16 protein-coding genes and 1 pseudogene are annotated in these 24,099 nt (G+C 72.9%); 5 read left to right on the forward strand and 12 right to left on the reverse strand.

What is annotated here, in order from left to right; genetic code table 11:
• Window positions 1-78 precede the first annotated feature (78 nt).
• The 6 genes from KUF83_RS06075 to KUF83_RS06100 form a co-directional block, all read right to left on the reverse strand.
• Window positions 79-2,937: an NHLP bacteriocin export ABC transporter permease/ATPase subunit gene (locus KUF83_RS06075; RefSeq protein ID WP_217453513.1), complete on the reverse strand. Its 2,859-nt coding sequence runs from the start codon at window positions 2,935-2,937 to the stop codon at window positions 79-81.
• 1 nt (window position 2,938) lies between these two features.
• Entirely contained in the window at window positions 2,939-5,155 is a 2,217-nt protein-coding gene (locus tag KUF83_RS06080) for an NHLP family bacteriocin export ABC transporter peptidase/permease/ATPase subunit (protein WP_217453549.1), read from the reverse strand.
• A 47-nt stretch (window positions 5,156-5,202) separates the two neighbouring features.
• Window positions 5,203-6,009, reverse strand: coding sequence for an HlyD family efflux transporter periplasmic adaptor subunit (locus tag KUF83_RS06085; RefSeq protein WP_217453514.1), 807 nt, complete (start codon window positions 6,007-6,009; stop codon window positions 5,203-5,205).
• A gap of 160 nt (window positions 6,010-6,169) precedes the next feature.
• Window positions 6,170-6,385 (reverse strand): type A2 lantipeptide, encoded by a 216-nt coding sequence (locus tag KUF83_RS06090; RefSeq protein ID WP_217453515.1) that lies wholly within the window; start codon window positions 6,383-6,385, stop codon window positions 6,170-6,172.
• Window positions 6,386-6,922: 537 nt separating this feature from the next.
• Complete coding sequence (locus KUF83_RS06095) at window positions 6,923-7,618, reverse strand: type 1 glutamine amidotransferase domain-containing protein (protein ID WP_217453516.1); 696 nt, start codon at window positions 7,616-7,618, stop codon at window positions 6,923-6,925.
• 74 nt (window positions 7,619-7,692) lie between these two features.
• Entirely contained in the window at window positions 7,693-7,974 is a 282-nt protein-coding gene (locus KUF83_RS06100) for a hypothetical protein (protein WP_217453517.1), read from the reverse strand.
• Window positions 7,975-8,195: 221 nt separating this feature from the next.
• Here KUF83_RS06100 and KUF83_RS06105 point away from each other — a divergent pair, with 221 nt between their 5' ends.
• A complete protein-coding gene (locus KUF83_RS06105) occupies window positions 8,196-9,581 on the forward strand; it encodes a S1 family peptidase (protein WP_217453518.1) in 1,386 nt (461 codons plus the stop codon).
• Window positions 9,582-9,700: 119 nt separating this feature from the next.
• Here KUF83_RS06105 and KUF83_RS06110 read toward each other — a convergent pair whose 3' ends face one another.
• Entirely contained in the window at window positions 9,701-11,857 is a 2,157-nt protein-coding gene (locus KUF83_RS06110; RefSeq protein WP_308402922.1) for a SpoIIE family protein phosphatase, read from the reverse strand.
• A 323-nt stretch (window positions 11,858-12,180) separates the two neighbouring features.
• Here KUF83_RS06110 and KUF83_RS06115 point away from each other — a divergent pair.
• A pseudogene (locus tag KUF83_RS06115) lies at window positions 12,181-12,729 on the forward strand (LuxR C-terminal-related transcriptional regulator); the annotation flags it as partial.
• Here the strand turns inward: KUF83_RS06115 and KUF83_RS42765 are convergent.
• From KUF83_RS42765 to lanKC, 4 genes are all read right to left on the reverse strand, one after another.
• Window positions 12,655-14,541 (reverse strand): ABC transporter ATP-binding protein, encoded by a 1,887-nt coding sequence (locus KUF83_RS42765; RefSeq protein ID WP_308402923.1) that lies wholly within the window; start codon window positions 14,539-14,541, stop codon window positions 12,655-12,657. The pseudogene KUF83_RS06115 and the gene KUF83_RS42765 sit on opposite strands and share 75 nt — an antisense overlap.
• Window positions 14,538-16,355, reverse strand: coding sequence for an ABC transporter ATP-binding protein (locus tag KUF83_RS06125; protein ID WP_374105989.1), 1,818 nt, complete (start codon window positions 16,353-16,355; stop codon window positions 14,538-14,540). Before KUF83_RS06125 ends, KUF83_RS42765 begins: the two co-directional genes overlap by 4 nt.
• A gap of 88 nt (window positions 16,356-16,443) precedes the next feature.
• Window positions 16,444-16,560, reverse strand: coding sequence for a SapB/AmfS family lanthipeptide (locus tag KUF83_RS06130; RefSeq protein WP_217453521.1), 117 nt, complete (start codon window positions 16,558-16,560; stop codon window positions 16,444-16,446).
• A gap of 75 nt (window positions 16,561-16,635) precedes the next feature.
• Window positions 16,636-19,302, reverse strand: coding sequence for a class III lanthionine synthetase LanKC (lanKC, locus tag KUF83_RS06135; protein ID WP_217453522.1), 2,667 nt, complete (start codon window positions 19,300-19,302; stop codon window positions 16,636-16,638).
• Between the two features lie 338 nt (window positions 19,303-19,640).
• Between lanKC and KUF83_RS06140 the strand changes: the two genes are divergently transcribed.
• From KUF83_RS06140 to KUF83_RS06150, 3 genes are all read left to right on the forward strand, one after another.
• Window positions 19,641-22,100: a SpoIIE family protein phosphatase gene (locus KUF83_RS06140; protein WP_217453523.1), complete on the forward strand. Its 2,460-nt coding sequence runs from the start codon at window positions 19,641-19,643 to the stop codon at window positions 22,098-22,100.
• A gap of 5 nt (window positions 22,101-22,105) precedes the next feature.
• On the forward strand, window positions 22,106-22,639 hold the full coding sequence (locus KUF83_RS06145) for a metallophosphoesterase (RefSeq protein ID WP_217453524.1): 534 nt from the start codon (window positions 22,106-22,108) through the stop codon (window positions 22,637-22,639).
• A 74-nt stretch (window positions 22,640-22,713) separates the two neighbouring features.
• Window positions 22,714-23,682: an aminoglycoside phosphotransferase family protein gene (locus KUF83_RS06150; RefSeq protein WP_254643444.1), complete on the forward strand. Its 969-nt coding sequence runs from the start codon at window positions 22,714-22,716 to the stop codon at window positions 23,680-23,682.
• On the opposite strand, the gene KUF83_RS06155 is transcribed toward KUF83_RS06150, so the two are convergent.
• On the reverse strand, window positions 23,654-24,085 hold the full coding sequence (locus KUF83_RS06155) for a hypothetical protein (protein ID WP_217453525.1): 432 nt from the start codon (window positions 24,083-24,085) through the stop codon (window positions 23,654-23,656). The two genes, KUF83_RS06150 and KUF83_RS06155, sit on opposite strands and share 29 nt — an antisense overlap.
• Window positions 24,086-24,099: the final 14 nt, after the last annotated feature.

The raw sequence follows: 24,099 nt of genomic DNA on the forward strand, positions 1-24,099 counted from the left end.
GGGCGTCACATCCGGGGCGGCGGGCCCCGACGTCCGGCTCTGAGCGGCCCGGCGGGCCCGGTGCCCCTCCCTGGGCTCCTACTGCATCTGCCGGCGCACCAGCTCGTGCAGTCGCCCGCCGGTGTCCGCCAGCAGCTGGGCGGGAGGGCCCTGCTGGGCGATCCGGCCGTCCTCCATCACGATGACGCGATCGGCGTCCATGACCGTGGAGAGTCGGTGCGCGATCACCACGCGGGTGGCATCCAGCGCGCGGGTGCTCTCGATGACCGTGCGCTGTGTCTCGTTGTCGAGGGCGCTGGTCGCCTCGTCGAAGAAGAGGATGCGCGGCCGGCGGATCAGCGCCTGGGCGATCATCAGGCGCTGCCGCTGGCCGCCGGAGATCGCGCCGCTGCCCGCCACGATGGTGTGCAGCCCCATCGGCATGAGCTTGATGTCCTCGGCGAGCCCCGCCATCTCCGCGGCGGCCATCGCCTCCTCGGGCGTGTACGGCTCCGTGCCGCAGATGACGTCCAGGATCGAACCGGTGAAGGGCTGCGCGTGCTGGAGCACCACACCGCACTGGCGGCGTACGGCCGACTGGTCGAGCGCGGCCAGGTCCTGGCCGTCGTAGAGCACACTGCCCGACACCGGCCGGTCGAAGCCGATGAGCAGGCGCAGCAGGGTGGACTTGCCGCAGCCGCTGGGGCCGACGACCGCCACGAACTCGCCGGGCCGGATCGCGAACGACACGTCGTCGAGGACCAGCGGCCCGTCGTCGGTGTACCGGAAGGACAGCTTCTTCGCCTCGATGGCACCGGACAGCTCGGCGGGACGCGTGCTCGCCACGCGCACCTCGGGCGTCGCGTCGAGAACCGGCTTGATCTCCTCGAACATCGGCAGCGCGGCGACCATCGACACGAAGGAACCCGTCAGCTGGGTCACCGAGGTCAGCAGCATGGTCATCGAGGTGTTGAACGTCAAAAAGGCCGCGGCCGACAGCGACCCCCGCGCGGGCCCCGCCAGCAGCATGAACATGATGAGCGAACACAGCGGCAGGTACACCGAGCCCAGCACCGTCGTGAGGTTCTTGATCCGCCCCACCCGCTGCTGGAGTTCACGGCTGCGCGCGAACTCCCCCGCCCAGGCCGCGTACGCGTAGTTCTCCGCCGCCGCGACCCGCAGCTTCGGCAGGCCCCGCAGGGTCTGGAAGGCCTGGTTGTTGAGCTTGTTGCTCAGCACGATCAGCCGGCGCTGCCAGCGCACCTGCCAGAGGCCGAGCCCGAGGAAAACCGTGGCGATCACCACGAGCATGCCGATCGCGGCGAGCGCCAGGGGGACGCTGAACCAGAGCAGGATGCCCAGGTTCATCGCGCCGACCGTGACCGACTGGACCACGACGGGTCCGACGCCCGCCATGAGGCGGCGGATGGCGCTGATACCCATGGCGGCACTGGCCAGTTCACCGGTGGAGCGGGAGGTGAAGAACTTCGTGGGCAGCCGCAGCAACCGGTCCCACACCGCCGGTTGCAGTGTCGCCTCGATACGGCCCTCCAGCCGCAGCATGGTGAGGTTCTGCATCAGCATGAACGCCGCCGACACCACGCCGGCGATCATGATGGCCAGGCAGAGCTGGACGATCAGCGTCTCCTGGGCCTTGGGGACGAACTCGCCCAGCACCTGGCCCGTCGCGATCGGCACCAGCGCGCCGAGCGCCACCGTCACCAGACCGCTGATCGCGAGGTTGCGCATGTCCCCGCCGGTGCCCCTGAGGCTGAAGCGCAGCAGCCGCAGCGGACTAAGCCCGCGCTCGGGCAGCGGCCGGTAGAACATCACCGCACGCGGCTCGAACTCCGCCGCGTTGGCCTTCTCGACCGGCGTCTCCCGGCCGCTCGACGGATGGACCGCCGCATAGCCGCCGCGCCGCCACAGCAGCGCGACCGGAGTGCCCGACGCGACCCGGTGTCCGACGAGCGGGCCCACGTCGTCGTGCCACCAGCGCCCGTCGAGGCGCACCGCACGCGCCCGGACCCGGGAGGCGAGCGCGATCCGCTCGACCGGGTCGAGACGGTCGCTCTCCGCGCCGCCCCGCGCGGGGTCCGCGAGGGTGATCCCGGCCGCGCGGGCGACCAGCACGCAGGCCGCATACGTGGCATCGGCGTCGGCCGCGCCCGGACGGGACCCCGGGCTCTTGGATATGGACGCCAGCAGGGTGCGGTCGGCCTGGGCGCGGACCGCCTCACCCGCCTTGATGCCCGCGGCCGTCCGGTTCTCGTGCGAGCGCTCCAGCTGTTCGATCCAGCGGTCGAGCGTGGCCAGCAGCCGGTACTGCTGGTCGACCATCGCCTGCCACATCGCCGGGTCGACCAGCAGGTCCGCCGCGGCCTCGGCGCCGTACAGGGAGCCGTACTGCACGCTGCCCGGCGGCACCTGCATCCACAGGACGTCGTCGTCGGTCGGCGCCGCGTCCCTCTCGGTCGCGAGGGGGGCCTCGAACAGGATGGCGAGGCCCCGGCCGACGCCGAGGGAGAGGGCGTACTCCAGCGGGCTGGTGGCGGGCGGAACGTACTGGGGATTGCCGTACGCGTCGTACGTCCAGGTGTCGGTCTGCGGGGGCCGGTGCAGCTCGCGCAGTTCGACGCGGCGCAGGACGCACTGGCGCAGCGGTCTGCCGACGAGCGTGTGCTGGGGTCCCGCGACCGGGCCGAGCAGCAGCGAGCCCGCTTCGAGCCGGCCGAGGTGGTGCCAGTGGCCCTGCTGGGCCGCGTCCACGGCGAACAGGTCCATGGCCCCGGCCGCGACGAGCCACAGGACGTGCGGCCCTTCGAGATCCAGCCGGGTGAGGCCCGAGCCGTCGACCGGGGTGCCCATGCCGCCGAGCGCGCCGAGCACGTAGTCGCCCTCGCCGACGGGCTGCTGGTGCTGTTGCTGTTGCTGGTTCTGCGGGTACGGGGACGTCATCTCATCGCTCCCTGACCAGCTCGGCGTAGGCGCCGCCGGCCGTCACCAGGGCGTCGTGACGCCCGCGTTCCACGATCGTGCCGTGCTGGAGGACCACGATCTCGTCGCTGTCGCGCACGGTGCTGAGCCGGTGCGCGATCACCACGCAGGCGCAGCCGCGCCTGCGCAGGTTGTCCATCACGAGCTGCTCGGTCTCCGCGTCCAGCGCGCTCGTCACCTCGTCGAGCACCAGGATGCTCGGCCTGCGGACCAACGCCCGGGCGATCTCCAGGCGTTGACGCTGACCGCCGGAGAAGTTGCGGCCGTCCTGCTCGACCCGGCTCCGGACACCGCCCGGGCGGCGCATCACCACGTCGTACAGCGCCGCGTCCTGCAGTGCGGCGACCACCGCCTCGTCCGGCACCGACGGGTCCCACAGGGCGATGTTGTCGCGGACCGAGCCCTCGAAGAGGAAGACGTCCTGGTCGACGAAGGAGACGGAGGACGCGAGCGCGCCACGCGGGATGTCCTCCAGCCGCTGCCCGTCGATACGGATCACGCCCTCCCAGGGCGCGTACAGACCCGAGATCAGCCTGGACACGGTCGACTTGCCGCTGCCGGAACCGCCCACGAGGGCGACCTGCTGCCCGGGGCCGACCGTCAGCGAGAACCCGGACAGCAGCGGCTTGTCGAGCGGGCTGTACCCGAAGGTGATGTTCTCCAGCTCGACATGGCCGTGCAGCCTGCGGGTGCTGTCACCGGCGCCGCGGCGTGAGTAGAGCGGATCGGCGGCGAAGTTCTCGACGTCCTTCAGACGGGCCACGTCGGCCGCGAAGTCCTGGATACGGCCCGCGACCCCGTTGAGCCGCGTGATCGGCGCGGTGAAGCGGGTCACCAGCGCCTGGAACGCGACGAGCAGCCCCACGGAGATGTGCCCCTCCACGGCCCGCATCCCACCGATCCACAGGATCAGGGCGCTGTTGAGCGTCGCCAGCGTCGGCGCGACGACCCCCAGCCAGGCCGTCGGCACGCCGAGGCGCTGCTGCTCCTCCAGCGTGGTGGCGTGCTGCCCCGCCCACTTGCGGAAGTAGCCGTCCTCGCCGCCGGTCGCCTTCATCGTCTCGATCAGCTGAAGGCCGGTGTACGCGGTGGTCGTCAGCCGTGCGTTGTCGGCGCGCAGCTTCGCCGTACGGGTCGCGCGCAGCCGGATCACGACCCGCATCGCCACCACGTTGAGCAGGGCGACGCCGATGCCCACGGCCGTGAGCTGCGGATCGTAGGTGTAGAGCAGCACGGCGTACAGGACCACGACGACGGCGTCCACGCCCGCCGCCGCGAGGTCCCGGGCCAGCGTCTCGGCCACCGCGTCGTTGGACTGGAGCCGTTGCACCAGGTCGGCGGGGCTGCGCTGGGAGAAGAAGGTGACCGGCAGGCGCAGCAGGTGCCGGAGGAACTTCGCGCTGCTGAGCGTGGAGGAGATGAGGCGGCCGCGCAGCAGGTTCGCCTGTTGCAGCCAGGTCAGCACCACCGTCAGCAGCACGCTCGCGCCCATCGACGCGAACAGCACCCCGAGCAGCGAGGTCTGCCCGCCGATGAGGAACATGTCGATGTACGTACGGCTGAGCGCGGGCACCGCGGCGCCGACCGCCACCAGCAGCAGGCTGGCCAGCACGGCCGCGGGCATGGTGCCCGAGGTGCCGCGCAGACGGGCCGGCATGGCGCCCATGACCCCGGGCCTGCGGCCGCCCTTCTCGAAGTCGGGCCCCGGCTCCAGGACCAGCACGACACCCGTGAAGCTGGTGTCGAAGTCCTCCATCGGGATGAAACGGCGGCCCTTGCCGGGGTCGTTGATGTGCACCCCGCGCCGGCCGAAGCGGCGCCCCATCCCGTCGTAGACGACGTAGTGGTTGAACTCCCAGAACAGGATGGCCGGGGCCCGGACCTCGGCGAGCGCCGCCGTGTCCATCTGCATGCCCTTGGCCGTCAGCCCGTAACTGCGCGCCGCCTTCAGCAGGTTGCTTGCCCGCGAGCCGTCGCGCGAGACACCGCAGGCGATGCGCAGCTCCTCCAGCGGGATGTGCCGGCCGTAGTGACCGAGCACCATCGCGAGAGAGGCCGCGCCGCACTCGACGGCCTCCATCTGGAGGACGGTGGACGTACGGACGCTCTTGCCCCGGCCCTTGGGGACCTTGGCCCTCGGCGGCGTGGCGCGGCGACGGCCCCGTACCGGAGGCGGCACGCGCGGTTCCGCGGTGTCCGGGGCGGACGCGGTGTCGTGGGGTGCGCTCACGGCAGCAGCCAATCGATCGGGCGCTGGTCGTCCAGGCGGATCGAACCGGAGGCCACGACCATGGAGTCGAGCCGGAACGGAGGGCCCTTCACGGACGACCACTTGTAGCCGGACTTCGTGCCGGACGACCGGTCGAGCCGGACGAGGACGGCCACGGGTCTGCCCTTCTCGGTGAACTGCTCGCCCAGCTGGCTGTCGCCGAGGAAGGCGGTGATCTGCTGCGCCGACTGGGCGGTCCGGTCGACGGACTTCACATGGCCGCGCAGCACCCCGTACTCCTGGGTCGGCACGGACTGGACGGTCAGGTCGACGGCGGCGTCCGAGGGAATAGCGGCGGCGTTCTCCGCGGGCACGTACACCGTCGCGTACAGCGGGTCGTCGGCGTCGGCGACCTTCTCCACGGCGGCGACGTTCGTGCCGGTGCTGACGATCGCCCCGATCGTCGCGGCGAGCCCGGTGACCCGGCCCGCGGCGACGCTGCGCACGACCGTGTCGCCCTTCGCGGTGCGGACCTCGAGCACGGGAGCGTTCGCCCTGATCCGCCGGCCCTGTTCGGTGAGGACCGCGGTGACCTGACCGGAGACGGGGCTCTGCAGGAGGTAGCTGCCCTGGCCGTGGGTGAGGACGGCGGGCGCGCTCACGGTGGACGCCACGGAGCCCGTCACGGCCCAGACCGACGCGGCCGCCATGACGACGACCGTCACGGCCAGCACGAGCCAGCCCTGGGGACGGGCGAAGCGCACCGGCAGGTCGAGCTCCTCCGGCGACTGCAGTTTGGCGAGGGCCTGTTGGCGGAACTGCACGGGTCTTCCCTCACCTGCGAGGAACTGGATGAGCGGCTCACGGGCGAGCCGAGTGGTTCACGGCACCCCCTGTGTGCGGGGTCCGCTCCATGGCACCCGTAAGTCCCGGAACCGCGAAACGGTTCCGGGACTCACGGCACGTCATGCGATCACGGAGTGATCAGAGACCGGCGACCAGGCCGGTGACCGGGGCGGTGTTCAGGCCGGTCGCGCCCTCGACCGTGCCCACGGCGGTGTCGACCAGGCCGGAGACCGGGGCGATGCCGTCCACGACACCGGTGACGGTGCTGAGGGCGTTCAGGGCGAGGCCGCCGGAGACGTTGTCGAGCTCGGCGTCGGAGATCTCGACGGTCTGAACCTGGGGGGTGGAGTTCATGATGAACTTCCCTTCCTATTGATATTCACAAGGGGGGAGCGGCCCCCTCTGGGGACAGATGGTCGGCCGCGACCGCGAGCGCCGGGATCCCGGAACCGGAACCCGGAAACGAAAACCGAACGGCCCCCGCGGTGCAATGGATCAAAGCACGGTGCCGCGTCGCGCTTCCAATCAACGACGCGTGTGATCTGGGCATTTGAGGGGCGGATCCGTTCAAGCGTGCAGACCTGCGCACCGCTCGGTGGCGACTTCTTCACATGGCCCCGGGGTGGTTCACATTTCGGCGGTCGGCACTGCGATCCCGAATCGGGCACACCTCGCCAATGACACGGCACGCGGCGATCCCTGTGGGGATTCGCCGCGTGCCGTGACCCGGGTGCGTATTCGATGTGCAGATTTGCTGAAGCCAGGATTCCGCTCCGGTCGGCGAACGGGCTGTCACCGCGAAGTAGCAGAGGGCGAACCGATGGCCTCGGTTGCGGACGGGGTGGCCGTCCGGCTCCCTGAGGAGCAGTCAGCCCGGACCCCGGTGGCCCGTCAGCCGAGCTTCTTGAGGAGCTCGGCGGCGAGCGGCGCGGAGGAGGCGGGGTTCTGTCCGGTGACGAGGTTCCGGTCGACCACCACGTACGGGGCCCACGGCTCGCCCTCCTGGAAGTCCGCGCCGAGCTCCACCAGACGGTCCTGGAGCAGCCACTTGGCCTTGTCGGCCAGCCCGGCCTGGGTCTCCTCGGCGTTGGTGAACCCGGTCAGGCGGTAGCCGGCGAAGGCGTTGCCGCCGTCCTCCTTCGTGGCGGCGAGCAGCGCGGCGGGGGCGTGGCAGACGACACCGAGCGGCTTGCCGGACTCCAGGGCGCGGGTGAGGAGCCGTCCGGAGTCGGCGTTGACCGCGAGGTCCTCCATGGGGCCGTGGCCGCCGGGGTAGAAGACGGCCGCGTACTCGTCGAGGTCCACGTCCTCCATACGGACGGGACTGTGCAGCTCCTCGAACGAGGCGAGGCCGGCGGCGACCTTCGCCGCGCCTTCCTGGCCGCCGTTGACCTCGGCGGCCAGGCTGCCCTGGTCCACGGTCGGCACGACGCCGCCCGGGGTGGCCACGACGATCTCGTGGCCCGCGGCCTTGAACGCCTCGTACGGGGCGACGGCCTCCTCGGCCCAGAAGCCGGTCGGGTGCTTCGTGCCGTCCGCGAGGGTCCAGAAGTCGGCACCGGTCACTACGAAAAGAATCTTTGACATGTCTCGAAGGTAGGCCGATGGGACACGGAGATCCAATAGGGGATCCATCGGGGGGCATCGGATTTCCGATGGCATCACGGGAATAAGCCCGAATGGCCCGGATGCGGCCACAGGGCCAGGTGGCCGTACTTCCGGTCGCTTTCGCCCTCCATAAACGCATTCCGGCCGAGTTCCGCGGCGGCCTCCTCGGCCGGGACGCCCACTCCGTGCCCGCGCGCCGGAACGTCGTGGGCCTTGGCGCCGTGGTCCTCGGCGCATACGGGCTTTCGTGCCGCAGGCGCCGCGATCACCGTCGCCCCTGCCTCGCCGTCATCGCGACCTGGCCGGTTCGCGTGCCCGGCGGTGAAGCCGTCCACGGGGTGTCCGGCCGCATCGGTGGTGGTCAGCGTCGTGCATGCCCCGGTCCCCGGCGCCGGGGACCGGACATCCCGCGTGACTGATTCATGCATTCGCAAAGGAAGTTGGGAAACCGCGTTGAACGCCACACGTGCCGCTTGCGTACCTACAGCCATCCAGGCGCCCGCAGTCAGCTGCCGAACGGCGGCTCGGACCCCCCAGTCCCCAGGAGGTCAAGAACTTGAGTCACAAGCGGATACCGAAGCGCAAGGCCGTCATAGCCGCAGGAAGCGTGGTCGCGCTCGGCGCGGCGGCACTCATCCTGCCGAACGCGATGGCGTCCCAGACCGACGCGACGGAAGGTGCCGCCCCCAGAACGGTGAAGGCCGCGGACGCGTCTGACCTCGCAGCCCAGCTGGCCGAACTGCTCGGCGAGGACTACGCCGGTGGGTACTACGACGCCGGCAAGCAGCAGCTCATCATCAACGTCGTGGGCGACGACAACAACATCATCCTGGGCGAGAAGGCGGGAGCCGTCGTCCGCCAGGTCGAGAACAGCACCGCCGAACTCACGGCGGCCTCGCAGACGCTGAAGACCAAGGCGACCGTCCCCGGCACCTCGTGGGCCGTAGATCCCCGGACGAACAAGATCCAGGTCACCGCCGACAGCACCGTCACGGGCGCAAAGTGGGACCAGGTCGAGTCGACCGTCCAGAGCCTCGGTTCGGGCATGGCGACCATCAAGAAGTCCGCCGGCACGTTCAAGACGTTCGTCGAGGGCGGCGACGCCATCTTCGGCGGCGGAGCCCGCTGCTCGCTCGGCTTCAACGTCACCGCCGACGACGGGGCCCCGGCCTTCCTGACCGCGGGCCACTGCGGTGTCGCGGCCGCCGAGTGGTCGGACTCCGAGGCCGGCGCCCCCATCGGCACGGTCGAGGCCGCCACCTTCCCCGGGGAGGGCGACTTCGCCCTCGTCAAGTACGACGACCCCGCGACCGTGGCGCCCAGCACGGTGAACACCGGTGAGCAGACCGTGGAGATCACGGAGGCCGCCGAGGCCGCGGTCGGCCAGACGGTCATCCGCATGGGCAGCACCACCGGTCTGAGCGACGGCGAGGTCACGGGCCTCAACGCCACCGTGAACTACCCGGAGGGCACGGTCACCGGCCTCATCCAGACCAACGTCTGTGCCGAGCCCGGTGACAGCGGCGGCTCCCTGTTCACCGCGGAAGGCAGTGCGATCGGCCTGACGTCCGGCGGCAGCGGCGACTGCCAGGTCGGCGGCGAGACCTTCTTCCAGCCCGTGACCACCGCGCTGGCCGCGGTCGGCGCGACGCTCGGTGCCGCCGGCGCCGGTGCTGGCGAAGAGGCCGGTGCCGGTGAGGAAGCCGGTGCGGGCGAGGAAGCGGGCGCGGGCGAAGAGGCCGGTGCCGGTGAAGAGGCCGGTGCGGGCGAGGAAGCGGGCGCGGGCCAGGAGGCCGGCGCCGGTGGCGACGCGGTCGGCGGCGAGGAGCAGGTCGGCGGCGTCGGTGACCAGGCCGGTGAGGTCGGCGACCAGAACGGTGAGGTCGGCGACCAGAACGGCGACGGCGTGGACGACGGCTCGGGCCTGACCAACCGCCAGTGATCTGAAGGTTCGTCAGTAACGGTGCCGTTCGCAGTGGCCCGGTCCTCCGGCGGGAGGACCGGGCCGCTTCGTGCGTACGGCTTCGTGCGGCCGGTCGCGAGGCGGCTCACCCAGCTCGTCTAGGGGACACGGGGAACCGCGCGGAGCAGCAGCAGGGCCACGTCGTCCACCCGCTGCTCCGCCGTACCGCTGTGCCGCACGAGACTGTCGGCCACCTCGTCCAGCGGTCGGTCGCCCACTTCGCCGAGGCGCTCCGCGAGCCCGGCCAGCGCGTCCTCGATGTCGACCCCGGGGGACTCGATCAGGCCGTCGGTGTAGAGGGCGAGCAGCGAACCGGGAGGCAGTGCCACCGCGGTGGTCGGATAGGTGGCGCCCGCGTCGATGCCGAGCAGCGGGCCGCCCGCCAGGTCGAGCACCCGTACCTTCCCGTCCGGCCTTCTCAGCAGCGGCGGCGGGTGCCCCGCGCGCGCCATCACCACCTGACCGCGCGCCGGGTCCAGACGCAGATAGACACAGCTCGCGAAAAGTTCGGTCCCCAGATCGATCAACAGCCGGTTGGTGCTGCGCATGACCTCCCCGGGCGGCTGGCCGACGGTCGTGTAGGCCCGCACGGCGGTACGGATCTGACCCATCAGACCCGCCGCGGTGACGTTGTGTCCCTGGACGTCCCCGATCACCGCAGCCGCCTCCCCGGCCGTCGGCACGAGGTCGTAGAAGTCCCCGCCGATCTCCATGCCCTGGGTGGCGGGCAGATAGCGGGCCGCCGCCTCGATGCCGGGCAGCGACGGCAACGAGTGGGGCAGCAGCGCGGCCTGCAGACCGTGGGCCAGCTGATGCTTGGCGTCATAGAGACGGGCCCGCTCCAGCGCCTGCGCCACGAGCCCGCTCAGACTCGTCAGTACGGCACGCTCGTCGGCCGGGAAGGGATGCGGTTCGGCGTACGCGAGCACGCAGGTGCCCACCGGCCGCCCGGACGCGATGAGCGGCAGGTACGCCCAGGCCGCCATGCCGCTGGACGTGGTGTCCAGGTCCGGATACAGCCGCTCCAGCTCCTGGCGGGAGCCGAAGAAGGCCGCCACACCGCTCCGCAGGGCGTGCGTACCGGGTGTCTGCTCGGTCAGCGGCATTCCGTCGAACCGCTCCACCACCCGCGGATCCGGATACCCCCGGTGTCCGAGGACGTGCAGCCGGCCCGCCCCGGAGCCGAGCATCACCAGCCCCTGGCTGCCGACCGCGGGCGCGATCTCGTCGGCGACCAGCTGCACCACGTCCTGCACACCCACCGCCTCGGTGAGCGCCCCGGCCAGGCTCAGCACCTGGGAGATGGTGACGAGACGCGTGCCGGTGTCCCCGTGCTGGAAGGCCGCGCGGCCCTCCCGCGCCACGGCCCGTGCCCGGGTGATGCGCAGGCTCAGCCCGTTCGTACTGGGGTGGAGGCGGAACGACAGCCAGTCCGAGGGCGGCCGCAGCGCCACGAACGACGTCACCTGCTGACTGAGCAGCGCGGCACGGTAGCGGTCCTCGTAGACCGGGTCGTTCAGCCAGGGCACCGACGCCCACAGCTGGGTGCCGAGCAGGCCGCTGACGGGCAGCCCCAGCATCTCGGCCGCCGCCGCGTTGGCGAAGGTGATCCGCCCCCGCAGATCCAGCGCGCAGAGCCCGTACGGCAGGCGGGCCACCATCCGCGCCGCCTCGACCGTGCCCAGCGTTCCCGCCACGCTCGCCATCGGTGCCGGGGCGAGCAGATCGGGCTCCGGCCGGACGGGGTGGCCCTTGTCCAGGGCCCGCTCCAGCCGGATCGCGAGCCGGTCGCAGGCGGCCGTGAGATGGTCCCGCTCCCAGGCGGACAGGTCCGCGGGATGCGCGCCCGGCCAGGTCACGAAGACCGCTCCGTACGTGGCACGGGCGGTCGCCATCGGCAGGGCGGCCAGTGCGAACGGGTACGGCAGGACCACCGAGATCCGTGGATAGCGGCGGGCCATCTCCGCCTCGCCGCCCACCCACACGAGCCGCCGGTCACGCGCCGCCTCCGCCACCGGAATGGGGGCGCTCAGCCCCACCCGCTCCCAGGGGGCCGCGAACGCCCTGGGGAGCCCGGCCATCACCGCCATCTCCAGGACCTGTTCGCCGGGCGGCAGCAGGTACACGGCTCCCGAATGGGCGTGCACATCGTCCATGAGCGCGGCCAGCGTCAGCGAGAGCAACGGCCGGCCGACCGGCGCCGGGGCGGGCTGGGGCGCGTGCCCGGACGCCTGCCAGTCGGACACGCCGACCACCTCCTGCCTCGGACACGCGAAGGAGTCCCTGGTCAAGGCTCTCTCGCGAGGGCGGTTCCCGCACGGCGAAGGCGGCCCGGCAGGCGTGCCGGCCGCCCTCGCACGAGGGCGCATCCGTGCCGGGAACCCCGTCCTCACCCCGGCGGGCGTTGTGCGGCGCGGCTTCCGCGCCCCGCCTGTGCGCTGCCGCGCGCCCCCTTGGCTGGTTCTTCACGCCCGGGAAAAGGGATAGGTGGGACGCGCCAGCCTGTGGGCACGCGCAGAAGGCACGCAGTCGGTGGGAGCGGACACAACGGAATAGGCAGACGGAATGAGCAGACGGAATGGGCAGACGGAGGACAGAAGGGGCGGATGTGATCCGGGTGCTTCTGGTGCATGACGTGTGTCTGGTGAGGTCGGTCCTGGCGGAGTGGCTACGCCAGGAATCCGATCTGACGGTGTTCGAGGCTCCGTGGTGCGGTGCGCCCAGGAGCATTCGATCCTTACAGCCGGACATCTGCGCGGCCGACCTCGAGCGGGCGGACGCGTACGGGGTGCCGCCGCTCGGCGACCTCTGCGGGCGGAACGGGAAGGACCCCCGCCTGCTGGTGCTGGCCACGGCACGAAAACCGGGGCTCCTGCGACGCGCGTTCGACGCGGGGGCGCTCGGTTTCGTCGATCAGGAAGGCTCGCCCGAGCGGCTCGTCTCCGCGATCCGGAAGGTGGCCGCGGGCGAACGCTTCATCGACGACTCGCTCGGATTCGGCTTCCTCCAGGCCGCCAGGATGCCGCTGACCCGAAGGGAGCTGACGGTGCTCTCACTCGCCGCCGACGGGGCCTCCGTCGCGGAGATCGCCGGCAGTCTCCATCTGTCCAACGGGACCGTACGCAACTACATGGCGGCCATCACGAGGAAGACCGGGGCCCGCAACCGCGTCGACGCCATCCGGATCTCCCAGGGCGAGGGATGGCTGTGAGGCGCCCGACCAGGCGCCGACCAGGTCGCGGTAGAGCGGCGACCGGTCCAGCAGCTCCGCGTGGGAGCCGTACGCGGTGCGACGGCCGTCCATGACCAGCACCCGGTCGGCCCGCAGCGCCGAGCTGACCCGGTGCGCCACCACCACGAGGGTGCCGCCCCGGCGCGCGAAGGCACGCTCCGCGCGCGCCTCCGCCGCGGGGTCGAGGTGACAGGTCGCCTCGTCGAGCAGCACAAGGGGGGTGTACGCGAGATGGGCGCGCGCCAGCGCGATGAGCTGGCGCTCGCCCGCGGACAGCGTTGCCGGGGCGACCTCGGCCGTCGGTCCGCCCAGCCTGTCGAGGAGCGCGGTCAGCCCGACGGCATCGGCCGAGGCCAGCAGCTCCGCCTCCGGCACGGGGTCCGGCCGCAGGTGCCCGAGGTTCTCGGCGAGCGTCCCGGTGTAGACGTACGCCTCCTGCGGGATCAGTACGCGGTGGTGCTCGCCGGGACGGGTGCCGGGCGCCCTCCGCACCCGCACGCGGCCGCCGGTCGGTTCGAGGAGCCCGGCCATGAGCGCGGTGAGAGTGGACTTGCCGATGCCGCTGGGGCCCACGATCGCGAGGTGGGTGCCGTGGGGCACGGTCAGGTCGAGATCCTCGATCACGGGTTCGCTGGCGGGACCGTAGGCGAACGTGACATGGGAGAGGGTGACGGCGGCGGGAGGGGCTGAGCCCGTCGGCGGCGTCGGTGCTGGTGCTGGTGCTGGTGCTGGTACGGATCGGGACGTGGGCGAGAGCTCCGGGGTGCCCGGGGTGCCCGGGGTGCCCGGGGAGAGGCGGTGCAGGACGACCGCCAGTCTGGAGCCGCTCGTGCCCAGGCCGTGGATGAGGTTCTGCAGGGCGGGCAGCAGCGACTGGCCGACGTACGCGAGGGCGCCCACCAGCGCGCCCGCCGTGACGCCGTGCGCGAGGAGCCAGGGCCCGGTGGCGAGCAGGAGCACGATCGGGAGCTGTCCGCCGACCGTCAGGGCCACCACACGCAGCACGCCCCACCGGGCCAGCGCACAAGCGGCGCGCTGCTCGGCCCCGATCCGTTCCCGTACCGCGGCGGCGACCTGTTCCTCGGCGCCGGCGGCCGTGATGTCCCGCAACCCGGGGCAGACGGCGCCGAGTTGCGAGGCGAGTTCCTCGTCGGCGACGAGGAACGCCTCCTGGCGGCGGGTCAGCGGCCGCAGGGTCAGCGCGAACAGGGCCACTCCGGCAACGAGCGGCGGCCCGACCACGAGCAGCAGCAGCGGCGCGAGGGAGAACAGTCCGACGAGGGCGCCCGCGGCGGTGAACACGAAGGAACGCGACACCATCACCACTCCGGCGAAGGTGTCCCGGGCGATCTCCACCTGCTGCGTGAGCCGGGACAGCGCGCCCCTGTCCGCCTCCCGCACCCCCCGGTCGACCACGTCCCGTACGAGCCGGTCGCGCAAGGGCTCCACCAGCGCCGCCACGGCGGCGTAGACCCGCCCGGTGCCGTACGCCCCGGCGACCACGGCGACCGCGGCGGCCCCCAGCCAGCCCAGCCCGACCGTCGCCCGACCGGCCAGGAAGCCCGCGTCGACGGCCCGCGCCAGCGCGTATCCGGTGAGGAAGGTCTGCCCGGACTCCAGCACGGACCATGCGGCGAGGCGCGCGACCACCCGTCGCCTGGCCCGCAGGAACCGGAACCCTCGCCGGTACACGCCGTCGCCGCTCACCGTTTCCCTCCGGGACGCTCGCGACCCGGCGGCCCTGCGGCCTCACCCTCGCTCCCGGGTTCGTCCGGGGCCGGGCCGCCCCCGAACACCCGGCGGTACTCGGCCATCGTCCACAGCTCCCCGTGCCGTCCCACCGCCCGCACGCGCCCCCCGTCCAGCCAGGCGACGGTGTCCGCCCGCGCCGCCGTGGACGCCCGGTGCGCGACGATCAGACGGCTGCACCCAGGTGTGTTCCTGAAGAGCGCCTCGGTGACGTGCTGTTCGGTCACGGTGTCGAGGCTCGACAGCGCGTCGTCCAGGATCAGCAACCGCCCACCGCGGGCGAACGCCCTTGCCAGACCGAGGCGTTGGACCTCGCCACCGGACAGTGGAGCCTCGGAGCAGGGCGTCGCGTATCCGCGGGGCAAGCGGCGCACGAAGTCGTCGGCCCGGGCGGTGCGGGCGGCGGCCCGGACCCGGTGCGGCGGGGGAACGGGGTCGCCGAAGCCGATCGTGGCCCCGACGCTGTCGCCGAGCAGGGCGGGACGCTCGAAGGCGTATCCGATCTGGCGGCGCAGTTCGCGCCGGTCCAGCGCGCGCAGCGGCACGCCGTCGAGCAGCACGTCACCGCCGTCCGGGTCGGCCAGGCGTCCGGCGAGGGCGGCGAGCAGCGACTTGCCCGCGCCCGAGCGGCCGACGACGGCCAGCGTCCCGCCGGCCGGGACCACGAGGTCCACGCCGTCCAGGACGGTCCGCCCGCCACGGCGTACCGTGACGTCCCGCAGTTCCAAGCGCCCCCGGCCGGGCGGCAGATGGCGGGTGCCGTGCCTCGTCGCCGGGACGTCCAGCACCTCGCCGAGCCGGCGGGCCGAGGCCCGGGCCTCGACCAGGGCGCCGAGCCTGCCGACCAGGACACCGACGCCGGACGCCAGCACCGCGTACCGGGAGGCGGCGAGCAACTCGCCGACACTGATCGCCTGTTGTGCGAGCAGCAGACCCGCGGTGGCCAGCACCGCGATCTGCAGCAGCGGTGCCACCGCGACGGCCTGTGCGGCGGCGCGCCCCTGGACGCGCCACATCTGGTGGCCCTCGCGGGAGAGTTCGGGGAGCGGCCGCAGGATCCGCGCCACCTCCTTGTCGGCGGTCCCGGCCGCCGCGACGGTGCGTGCTCCGTCGATCGCCTCCGTGAGCCCGCCCGCGATGCGACCCTGCGCTTCCTGGTAACGCGCCACGCACTGCGACGAGTTGCGCGTGAACCCTCTGAGGACCGCGACGACGACGGGCGCCCCGCAGAGGAAGACCAGTGCCAGCCGGAGGTCGATCAGCCAGAGCGCCACGACCGCCCCGAGCGGCGCGGCGAGGGCGGCGAGAACGCCGGCGAGGGTCGCGGGAGCGGCTCCCGCCTGCCCGGCGTTTCCCACGAGGCGCGCGACGAGCTCGCCGGACCCGAAGCGGCGGCCGGCCCGCGGTCCCGCGTCCAGCACGTGTCCGGTCAGACGGGCCCGCAGCCACGCGGTGGCCCGGGCGTTCGTGGTCCCGCCGAGCACCGTCTCGCAGGCGTCGAGCACGGCGACCACCAGCATCAGGGCCGTGCAGTACAGCACCCAGCGCGTGGCCCGGGAAGGGTCGGTCAGCAGGACGTCCAGCGCCCGGCCGAGCGCGGCGGGCAGCAGCAGGTTCGCCGCCGTCGCGGCCAGGGCCATCAGCCCCAGGGCCACGCAGCGGACACCGCTGTGGCGGGTCGCCGCGCGCAGCAGCGCGTCGCCCGTCGAGGCGGACGCAGGACCAGGACCTGCGGGGTGGGGCGAGGTGGCGGAGCCAGCGGAAACAGTCACCGGGCGGCCTCCCGACACGGGGACGGACCCCGGCCGGCCCCGCCTCGTGGAGAGGCGGGAGCCGTCCGGAGCCGTGGATACGGTGCTGTCAGAGACAGAGCGTGACGCTCGCGGCGCTGACGCAGGAGAGCAGGCTCAGCGTGCTGGGACCGCCGCCGCCGGTGATGTCGTCGGATTCCATCGTCTGCAGGTCGAGAAGGGCCATGATTGTTTTCCTTTCCCTGTGTTCCCTTGTGTGGGGACGGGGGGTTACGACTCCGCCGGGCGGCGGAGCCGGGTCTCAGGGCCGCCGTCGTGGCGGCGGCAGGAACGGCAGTCGAGCGGGGACCTCGCCGTCGAGGGCGGCGCCGAGCGCGAGCAGACACCCTGCCGTTCCGGTGCCCAGGTCCATCGAGAGACGCATCATCTGGTGGCCGGGAAACGCCAGTTGGCCTTGATAGGGCATCGCGAACCAGCCGAGTCCCGCGACCTGCTCGGCGACCCGCTCGGGCGCCGCACCGGTCCGGCTCAGATGGAGGACCATGCCGGCCCTGCCCTGGAACAGCCCGGGCTGCGCGTAGAAGCGTGAGGTGGCGGCGGTGAGGATCCCCGCCCGGGCCCGCTCGAACTCGCCCTGGTCGTCGTCGGCGTGTCCGAGGTAGTCGTCGATGACCAGGCCGACCCCGGCGCTTCCGTCGCCGAGATAGGGCAGGGTGCGCCAGCCCTCGTCGACCTCCAGGCTGCCGCCCGGATGCACGACGCAGCACTCCAGGTCCCGGCGCAGCGCCTCGGCGGCCGACGCGAGCAGTCCGGGATCACCGGTGGCCTCGTACCGGCGCAGCAGGAACAGTGCGGGTCCGCTCGCGCCGCGCATCAGGCCGGCCCGTCGTTTCTTCGTGTCGGACGGGGGCTCGGCCAGGCGTTCCTGGAGGATCCGTGTCACCTCCGCGGCTCGTACCTCCAGCTCGGACTCCCCGGTCGTGCGGCCCAGTTCGTCGAGGACCAGGCCGAGTCCGGCGAGGCCGCCCTGGAGGTCGGACGAGAGTTTGTGCCACTTCTCGTCGAGGACCGTACCGACGAGGTCCAGTGCCCGCTGCCGGTGCCCGAGCCGGTCGAGGACGTATCCCACGCCGGCGAGACCGTCGTACAGCCCGAGCGGCGTGCCGGCCGGCAGCGGGTCCGTGTGGTCGAGCAGCCAGCGCTCGCCCTCCTCGTACCGGCCGGCCCCGGTCTCGGACAGCGCGTACAGGACGCCTGCCGCGCCGTACGCGATGCCGAGCCCGCCGCCGTCGGAGAACTGGGCGATGTCGCCCGGGAAGAGGCGGTCGTCGCGCTCCGGGGTGGCCGAGGCGAGGATCGCCTTGACCATCGAGTCGCGGCTGTACGGCCAGTCGCCGGGCTCGGCGAGGGCTTCGTACGGCGAGGGAGGCGCGGCGGACGGCGAACCGGCCCTGTGGGACGGTGAGTTGCGGTCGGTCGCTGGTGGGACGGCGCTCGCGGACGCCGTCGTGGTACCGGCGGACGCGGGGGTCCGGGTGATCTCGGCGACCGCCTCGTCCAGGAACGACCGCGGTATGTCCGGGAACTGCCCGAGGATGACCTCGGCCAGGTGGGCGGCCTTGGCGCGGTCGACCACGAACAGCGTGGTGACCGGCATGAACAGGGCGAGCCGCAGACAGGCCAGCGCGTACCGGTCCACGTCCGCGCCGGTCCGGTCCGGCGGTGCGAAGAACCCCGGGTGGGCGACGACCTGGCGACCGCCCTCCTCGATCGGCGCCGCCGCCTCGAAGTCGAGGAGGGACACCGACCGCTCGTCGGGGGCGACCATGATGTTGAACACGTGGAGGTCGTTGAAGGCGATCCCGCACCCGTGCACCGCCTCCACCGCCTCCTCGACCATGCGGTGGACGCGCAGCGCCCAGGCCGTGTAGTCGGCGACGGCGGCCGGGTCCGGATCGGGGGAGAGCAGCGGATGCCGCTCGGCGAAGAACGAGTTGAGCGGCCGCCCCTCCAGGAAGTCCATGACGAGGAAGCGGTGGTCGCCGAGGGTGAACCAGTCGCGCACCTCGGGCACCACACCGAGGCCGGACACCCGCTCCAGGGCGTACTTCTCCCGCGCGAGCCGGGTGACGGCGTCCGCCCCGTCGGCGGCGAGGCCCGCGTGCGGCCGCCCTTCCTTCAGGACGACCCGCTGCCCGTTGCGGGTGTCGACGCCCGAGTACACGCCGCCCCCGTTGGAGAAGTGCAGCGCCTTCTCGATGCGGTACGGCAGGTCGCCGACGGTCGTGGTGTTGCGTGCGGCGAGCTGGGGTTCCAGGAACGAGGGCAGGGTCACCCATTCCGGCACCTGGAAGGAGGGCGCCCGCCGGTCCGGTACGAGCCGGCCCTCGCCGTCCGTCACCGCGGGCACCAGGGTGCCGCGGTCGTCGACGACGAACGAGCGGGCGAAGGCGCCGTAGCGCACGTACAGCGGACCCTCGTTCCAGCGCAGGTCGGTCAGGACGTACGGGCCGTCGAGGCCCTCCAGCAGCGCGCCCAGCTCCTCCAGCACGACCTGGAGCTGCTCCTCGTCCGCCGGATAGATGGTGACGAACTTTCCGCTCCCGTCGCGGGCCGCGTACTTCACGTTCCGCAGGTGCAGCAGGTGCGGTCCTGGGACGAACTTGAACGGGACGGCCCTCGGCACGCAGTAGTCCCACACGATCCCCGCGATCCGCTCCGCGTTCTCCCGGGTGGCCGAGGCGTGGATCTTCCAGCCCTGCGCCGGCCCGGACCGCGGCCTGCCCTCGGCGTCCACGGGCGTCAGCGCCAGCCAGTCGCCGATGCGCGCCGCCCGCCATCCCGCGGGGACCGGACGGCGGGCCGTCTCGTAGGAGGGCGCCGCGTCGGCCCCCTCCCCGGCCAGCCGGTCGGGCGTCTCGTAGAAGTGCCTGTCGGCCAGCGCATAGACCTCGTACCGCTTGTCCATCCCAACCCCCTCCGGCTCCTGATTGAGCCTTCCACCACGCCCGGGGCACGGACAGTCACGCCTGTCACGAGGTCACCGTGCGAAATGCACGGCTTTTCCGGGCGCCCCGGGGCGCCGCCCCTCCGCGCTCGTTCGGGGGCACCGGCCGGGCGCCGCGCCGGCCCGCCCTACGCAGCGTGACCCCTGTCGGCGGAACGTCCGAGCGGCGCCCGAGAAACCCCGGGACGCCGCCAACGGGCCCGAAGGCGCGGCCCCGTGGACGCCCCGCCGACGCGCGACCTGGCCTCGGAACGGTCACAGGGGCTGCGCCGGGCTCCTGGAAGCGCTGTAATACGGACGTGGTCAGTGAGGGCGCGGCGGGACGCAGAACGAGAACGCTGCGTGCCGAACTTGCCCTCAAGTCGCTGCACGCGGACCTCGGCTCACCCGAACGGTTGCGGAGCGTGCTCGAACAGGCACTCGTCTTCGGCGGTGCGACGCTCACCCTCGTGTACGCGCCGGGGGACCGCGGTGACCAGCTGTGCCTGATCGAGTCCGCGGGCGTGCCCCGCGCCCTGTACGGCGTACGCGACAGCTACCCGCTCTCGGGGGGCTCGCCCGCGGCAGACGCCTACCGCCTGGGACGGCCCCTGTGGCTCAGCCCCGAGGAGCTCGCGGTGGACCCCGGTGCCCGGCACGCGGCGGCGGGGGACGTCTGGCTGGCCGCCCTGCCGCTGCCGCCCGACGCGCGCGGCGGCGGCTGTCTGGTCGCCGTGAGCGAGGGCCGGGGCGGCTTCGACCCGGAGGACCGCAGGTGCCTGGAGATGCTCGCCGAGGCAGTCTCCTTCCCGCCCTCGTCCAGCACCGGCGACTTCGAGGAGCTGCCCAGCAGCTCGTTCAGCCTGGCCATGGACTCCGGGCGTGTCGAGGTCGACGACGAGATGCTGGAGCTCTTCGGACTCACCCGCGACGAGTTCGACGGCAAGGTCGAGACCCTGCTGAGCATGACCGTGCCGGAGGACCTGCCCACGCTGATGTCCGTGGTGGAGGCCGACCACGTCTTCGTCGGCGAGCGGGACCTGGAGTTCCGCATCCTCCAGCCCTCCGGCGAGCAGAAGTGGCTCCGGCTGCGCGCCCGGCTGCTGCCCGCCACCGACGGACGCCCGTCCCGGCTGGTCGGCACCGTCGCCGACGCCTCCAAGCTGCGCTCCGGCGGCAACGAGGTCGCCCGCGTCCAGCGCCTGGCGGCCGCCCTCGCCACGGCGGGCACCGTCCGTGACGTCGGCCAGGCCGTCGTCACCGCCCTGCGCCGGCCCCTGAAGGCCGACCGCATCGCCCTCGCCGAGCTGGAGGGCGACCGGCTCGTCGTCACCGTCCTGGACCCGCCGGAACCGGAGGCCTGGCCCGAGGTGTGGCGCACCGAGTGGCGCTCGGAGTGGCCCGACGCCCCCGTACGCACCATGCCGACCCTGGCCGCCGCCCTGCGCGAGGGACGGGCGGCGATCTGGCCCGCCGGGACACCGCTGGAACCCGCACTCGCCGACGTCGGCCCCGGCGGACTCGCCGTGCTGCCCCTGCCGGCCGGCGGCCGCATGGCCGGTGCCTGCCTCATCGGCTGGGACACCCCCCACGACTTCGGCCCCGACGAGCGCGCCCTGCTCACCGCCTCGGCGGGCCTGGCGGGCCAGGCCCTGATGCGTGCCCACGCCTTCGACGCCGAGCACGAACTCGTCGGGATGCTGCAGCGCACCCTTCTGCCCCGCCGGCTGCCGCCCCTGCCGGGCGCGGAGGCCGTGGCCCGGTATCTGCCCACCACGGCGGGCCTGGAGGTCGGCGGCGACTGGTACGACGTGATCCCGCTTCCCGACAACCACGTCGCCCTCGTCATCGGCGACGTCCAGGGGCACAACGCCCAGGCCGCCACCATCATGGGCCAGATGCGCACCGCCCTGCGCGCGTACGCCGTCGAGGGCCACCCCCCGGACGTGGTCGTCTCGCACGCCAACCGGCTGCTCATGGGAATGGAGACCGACCTCTTCGCCACCTGCTGCTACGTCGACGTCGATCTGGCGGAAGGTTCCGCCTGGTGTGTGCGCGCCGGACACCTGCCGCCCGTCCTGCGCCACCCGGACGGCACGACCGAGATCGTCGTCACCGAGGGCGGGCCGCCGCTCGGCGTCATCACGCAGGCCGACTTCCCCATGAGCCCGCTGCCGCTCCAGCCCGGCACGGTGGTGGCCCTCACCACGGACGGCCTGGTCGAGTCCGCCGAGCTGGACCTGGAGGACGGCCTGCGCCGGCTGTCCGACCAACTGGCCGCCGCGGACACCGCCCACCTGGGACCGGTGGCGGACGCCCTGCTCGCGGGCGCCAACCGCAGCGACGACGTGGCCCTGCTCCTCATGCGCTACGACGGCCTGGACCTGAGGCCCCTGCGCGAGAGCTGGACGGTGTGGCGCGTACCCGAGGCCGTCCGGCACGCCCGGCGCTTCACCAGGCGCATCCTGCGCGTCTGGGGCGCGGCCGAGGACGCGGACGCCGTCCTGCTGGTCGTCTCCGAACTGGTCACCAACGCCCTCGTCCACACCGACGGGCAGGTCCGGCTGGACCTGACCCTCATCAACAACCGGCTGCGGGTCGCGGTCGCCGACGTCTCGCCGCGTACACCCATCAAACCGACCAGTATCGGCTGGGAGGCCACCGGCGGCCGCGGCATCCTCCTCGTCGAGGCACTCTCCGCCACCTGGGGAACGGTCCCGGTCAGCGGCGGCAAACAGGTGTGGGCCGAGCTCCCCCTGACCGGCCCCGCAGGAGACTGATCCGTATGCGCCTCCTGCTGATCGCCGACACCCACCTCCCCAAGCGGGCCAGGGAACTCCCCGGACCGCTCCTCGCCGAACTCCCGCGAGCCGACGTCGTGATCCACGCCGGTGACTGGGTGGACACCGCGACCCTCGACCTCCTGGAGAGCCGCTCGCACCGGCTCATCGGCGTGTACGGCAACAACGACGGGCCCGGTCTCAGGGCCCGCCTCCCCGAGATCTCCCACGCCGAACTCGACGGCCTGCGCCTCGGGGTCGTCCACGAGACCGGCGCCGCCCAGGGCCGTGAACAGCGGTGCGCCGCCCGCTTTCCCGACCTCGACGTGCTGGTCTTCGGCCACAGCCACATCCCCTGGGACACCACCACCGCCACCGGTCTGCGCCTCCTCAACCCGGGCTCGCCCACCGACCGCCGACGTCAACCGCACTGCACCTACATGACCGCGACCGTGCGGGACGGCGGGCTGGGCGACGTCCGGCTGCATAGTCTGCCGCCGCGCGCTCCGCGTGGTCGCTCCGCCGGGCGGCCCGCGTAAATTCGGTGGACGGCCGACGGCCGGGCGGATGGGATGAGGGAGTCGAATCCCGGCCCGCCCCCAGGAGTTGAGCCTTGTCATCCGGTGCCCCGCACGCCCACGACGACGCGTTCGCCGACGACGAGGGGCACGACGGCGTGACCATCGACGCCGGTCTCGTCCGCCGTCTGCTCGCCGCCCAGTTCCCCCGGTGGGCGGAGTTGCCGATCTCGCCGGTTCCGCGGCCCGGGATGGACAACGCGACGTTCCGGCTGGGCAACGTGCTGTCCGTGCGGTTGCCCCGCTACGCCCGCTGGGCCGGACAGGTGGAGCGGGAGCAACGCTGGCTGCCGTATCTCGCCCCGCACCTGCCGCTGACGGTCTCCGAGCCGCTCGCGGTGGGGGAGCCCGGCGAGGGATACCCGTTCCCCTGGTCGGTGTACCGCTGGCTGGAGGGTGAGACGGCGACCACCGGGAGTCTCGCCGATCCGGTGCGGGCGGCCGGTCAACTGGCCGAGTTCGTCAGGGCTCTGCGGGAGATCGACGCCACGGGCGGGCCCGGCCCGCGGCGGAGCAACGCCTTCCGTGGTGTACCCATGGGCGACGAACGCGACTCACTGGCGGCGGACGCCGTGGTCCGGCCCAAGATCGCCAAGCTGCGGGGCATGGCCGACACCGACGCGGTCACGGCCGTGTGGGAGGCGGCGCTCGCGGCACCCGCCTGGGACGGGCCGCCGGTCTGGTTCCACGGCGACCTCGCGACCGGGAACCTGCTGTCGGTGGACGGGCAGCTCAGCGCCGTCATCGACTTCGGCACGCTGGGTGCCGGGGACCCCGCGGTGGACCTGCTGCCCGCCTGGAAATTCCTGCCCGACGAGGCGCGTCCCGCCTTTCGGGAAGCCCTGGAGGTCGACGACGCGGCATGGGCACGTGGCCGCGGCTGGGGGCTCGCCGGGTCGCTGCCCGTGCCCGACGATCCCTTCTTCCAGCAGGACCCGGACCGCGTGACCACGGCCCTGCGTCACCTCGAAGCGATCATCGCCGACTTCCGCGACGAGACCTGACACGGCGCCCCCCGAGCCGCAGGACGACCGGCGCGGCCACGGCGTCCGCCACCGGCGCTGCCACGATGTCCGCCACCTCCGCGAGCCGCAGGACGACCGGTGCCGCCTCGGTGTCTGCCACCGGCGCCTCGGAGTCCGCCACCTCCGCGGCCACGGCGTCCACCATCGCCGCGGCCCCGTACGTCTGCCGGCCGACGGCCACACCGTCTGTACGGGGCCGATCGGTTCGGCGGGCGGCGGAGCGGCCACCGCCGTACCGGTCTCGGGGGCTCCGACCGCTGCCGGAGCCACTCCGGCAGCGGTCCGCGAACCGGTCGGCCCGTGTGTCGCCCATCTCGGGCAGCATCCCGCGCCCGAACCGGGCGGTCCGCCCGGTCACCTGCGGGCCCGGGCGGACCGACACCGCCGTCTGTCCTA

The organism is Streptomyces sp. BV286, assembly GCF_019090165.1.
Lineage (GTDB): Bacteria > Actinomycetota > Actinomycetes > Streptomycetales > Streptomycetaceae > Streptomyces.

Excerpts from the sequence above, each read along its gene's own strand:
- KUF83_RS06095 (WP_217453516.1), bottom strand. The coding sequence starts at position 7,618 with ATGTCAAAGATTCTTTTCGTAGTGACCGGTGCCGACTTCTGGACCCTC.
- KUF83_RS06145 (WP_217453524.1), top strand. The coding sequence starts at position 22,106 with ATGCGCCTCCTGCTGATCGCCGACACCCACCTCCCCAAGCGGGCCAGG.
- KUF83_RS06075 (WP_217453513.1), bottom strand. The coding sequence starts at position 2,937 with ATGACGTCCCCGTACCCGCAGAACCAGCAACAGCAACAGCACCAGCAG.
- lanKC (WP_217453522.1), bottom strand. The coding sequence starts at position 19,302 with ATGGACAAGCGGTACGAGGTCTATGCGCTGGCCGACAGGCACTTCTAC.
- KUF83_RS06090 (WP_217453515.1), bottom strand. The coding sequence starts at position 6,385 with ATGAACTCCACCCCCCAGGTTCAGACCGTCGAGATCTCCGACGCCGAG.
- KUF83_RS06130 (WP_217453521.1), bottom strand. The coding sequence starts at position 16,560 with ATGGCCCTTCTCGACCTGCAGACGATGGAATCCGACGACATCACCGGC.